2 protein-coding genes are annotated in these 2136 nt (G+C 65.2%); both read right to left on the bottom strand.

Annotation, left to right across the window (positions count from 1 at the left end; genetic code table 11):
* Positions 1-1766, bottom strand: a 1766-nt coding sequence (locus ACQKPS_RS26725) for a condensation domain-containing protein (RefSeq protein WP_427606284.1), incomplete at its 3' end; no start/stop codon positions are given.
* Positions 1759-2136 (bottom strand): phosphopantetheine-binding protein (locus ACQKPS_RS26720; protein ID WP_427606282.1); only part of this gene is annotated, 378 nt, incomplete at its 5' end. The genes ACQKPS_RS26725 and ACQKPS_RS26720, both read right to left, overlap by 8 nt.

Genomic DNA, 2136 nt, shown 5'->3' with positions numbered 1-2136 from the left:
GGCACATAGGCGCCACCGGCCTTGAGGATCGCCAGCAGGCCGACGACCATTTCCACCGAACGCTCGGCGGCGATGCCCACCAGCACGTCAGGGCCCACGCCCATGCCACGCAGATACTGCGCCAGGCGGTTGGCCTCGGCATTGAGTTCGCCATAGCTCAGGGTGCGTTCGGCGAAGGTCAGTGCCGGCGCCTGCGGCTGACGGGCGGCTTGCTGTTCGAACAGCTGATGAACGTAAGGCGTGCCCGGGTAATCGCGTGCCGTGGCGTTCCAACCAGCGATCGCCTTCGCCCGCTCTTGGTCATGCAGCATGGGCAATTCGCCCATCCGTTGCGCCGGGGCATCGAGGATCGCCCGCAACAGGTTCTGCCAGTGCGCGGCCATGCGCTTGACGCGCGGTGCATCGAACAGGTCGGTCGAATAGATCAGCGAAGCGCTGAGGCCCTGTGGATGCTCGACGCAATCCAGGCTCAGGTCGAACTGCGCACTGGGCATGGCCCATTGCATCTGTGCCACTTCCAGCCCCGGCAACTTCACGCCGTCACTGATGGCCCCCTCGCTCACCTGGTAGTTGAACATCACCTGGAACAGCGGGCTGTGGCTCAGGCTGCGCTCCGGCTGCAGGGCTTCGACCAGTTGTTCGAACGGCAAGTCCTGGTGGGCCTGGGCCTCCAGCGCAGCCTGGCGCACCTGCTTGAGCAAGTCGAGGAAACACGCCTGGCCGTCGATGTCTGCGCGCAACACCTGGGTGTTGACGAAAAAGCCCAGCAGGCGTTCGGTCTCGGCGCGATTGCGGTTCGCCGAAGGCACGCCAACGCGAATGTCAGCCTGGCCGCTGTAGCGATGCAGCAGCAACTGGAACGAGGCCAGCAGCAGCATGAACGGCGTGCAGCCGTGGGCCTGGGCAAGTTGACGAATACCCTGCACCAGGGCGGGTTGTAGTTCGAAAATCTCCCGCGAACCCTGGTTGCTGCGGCGAGCCGGCCGTGGCCGGTCGAACGGTAGCTCCAGTGGGCCCTGCTCACCGGCCAGGCGTTGCGTCCAGTAATCCAGTTGACGTTCGCGCTCGCCCGCCGCCAGCCACTGGCGCTGCCAGGCGGCATAGTCGGCATACTGGATCGGCAAGGCCGGCAGCTGTGCTGCGAGGCCCTGGCAATGGGCCTGATAGCGTTTGATCAGTTCGTCGACCATCAACTGCATGGACCAGCCGTCAGAGACGATATGGTGCTGAGTCATGACCAGTACCCGATCCGCCTCGCCCACCTCCAGCAGCGCCAAGCGCAACAGCGGGCCGGCCTCCAGGTCGAACGGGCGGATGGCCTCGGCCTCGATCGCGGCCAGCAACGTCGGCTCGTCAGCCTCGGCCAGGTCACAGGTATCAATCACCAGCGCTCCGACCGGGTCGATGCACTGACGTGGTTGACCGTCGGCATCCAGCAAGAAGCGCGTGCGCAAGGTCTGGTGCCGCGCCGCCAGGCCTGTGAATGCCTGGTGCAGGGCGTCAAGGTTCAATGCCCCGCGCAGGCGCAGCACGGTCACCATGTTGTAGGCAGCGCCTTGCGGGTCAAGCTGCCAGAGCACCCATTGCCGCTGCTGGGCGTGGGAGAGGCGTAGCGCCTCACCCTCCGCCATCGGCACGATGGGCAGCCGGCCCAGATCAACGCCTTTCTCCAGCAGGCGCTTGAACAGGGCCACGCGCTTGTCGTGGTTCAGCCCGCTGATCCGCTGGACCAGTTCATTGCCCTGTTGGGTCCCTTGCTTAAGCATCAAATGCCTCCAGTTCGTCCAAGGCGTCAAAAATGGCGTCGTAGTCTTGTTCTGCCGGGCTCGCGTTACGCGTCACCAGGGCAGCCAGGGCACCGAGGTCGGCGGCGAGGTAAGCGTCCTGTATTGGCAATTCCACGGAAAACTCGGTCTTGAGTCGGGACACCAGGCGCACCAGCAGCAGCGAGTGCCCGCCCAGTTCGAAGAAGTTGTCAGTGAGGCCGACCCGCTCGACCTGCAGCACCTCCTGCCAGATCGCGGCCAGGCGTTGCTCCAGTTCGCTCTGCGGCGCCACGTACTCGCGCCGCGACTGGCCCAGCTCCGGTTTCGGCAGGGCCTTGCGGTCGAGCTTGCCGTTGGGCGACAGCGGCAT

Source organism: Pseudomonas sp. NPDC086566 (genome assembly GCF_050280885.1).
Lineage (GTDB): Bacteria > Pseudomonadota > Gammaproteobacteria > Pseudomonadales > Pseudomonadaceae > Aquipseudomonas > Aquipseudomonas vlassakiae.
This window is presented reverse-complemented; position numbering and strand designations above follow the sequence as displayed.